The organism is Pseudomonas sp. EA_65y_Pfl1_P113, assembly GCF_963970525.1.
GTDB classification, from domain to species: domain Bacteria; phylum Pseudomonadota; class Gammaproteobacteria; order Pseudomonadales; family Pseudomonadaceae; genus Aquipseudomonas; species Aquipseudomonas tritici.
The window spans coordinates 1-485 of record NZ_CAXAQM010000444.1 but is presented as its reverse complement, the minus strand read 5'-3'; the positions used below and the strand labels follow the sequence as shown (position 1 = coordinate 485).

Here is a 485-nt window from a genome sequence, read left to right as displayed (position 1 = left end):
CCCGTTTCGCGCTGGGGACGACGCGCCGATGCTGGTCGCGCTGATCGACGAGGAAGAGAATAGCCAGCCTGCCATTGGCGAAAGCGCGGCGGCGCATATCAAGAGCCTGGTGTCGTTGATGCCGTTCGGCGTTGCCTTGATCGGCGGCGACGGGCGCTTCGTGCAGATGAACGACGCCTTTGCGCGGGCGGCGGCGGTCGATCCGCACAGCCCGCCCATCTATCCCGGCGATTTGCTGGTGCGCGAAGACAAGGGTGTGGTCGCCGACGCGATCCGCCGTTTTGCCGGTGGCGCGACGCATTCAACCGACCTTGCGGTGCGGCTGAAGGATCATCCCGACGAGCCGGTCGCCCTGTCGATCGCGGGTGCGCGCGGCCTCGGCAATTCGGCAGTGTTGTTGAGCCTCAAGGACAATAGCGAGGAAACGCGGCTGAAGCGCGAAGTGGCGCAGGCCACCAAGATGCAGGCGGTGGGGCAGCTCGCGG

General features: G+C 66.6%; 1 protein-coding gene. It reads left to right on the top strand.

Annotated features, from left to right (window positions below):
* Window positions 1-28: 28 nt before the first annotated feature.
* Window positions 29-485: hypothetical protein (locus AACY52_RS30490; protein ID WP_339561412.1), on the top strand; the 457-nt coding region annotated here is incomplete at its 3' end.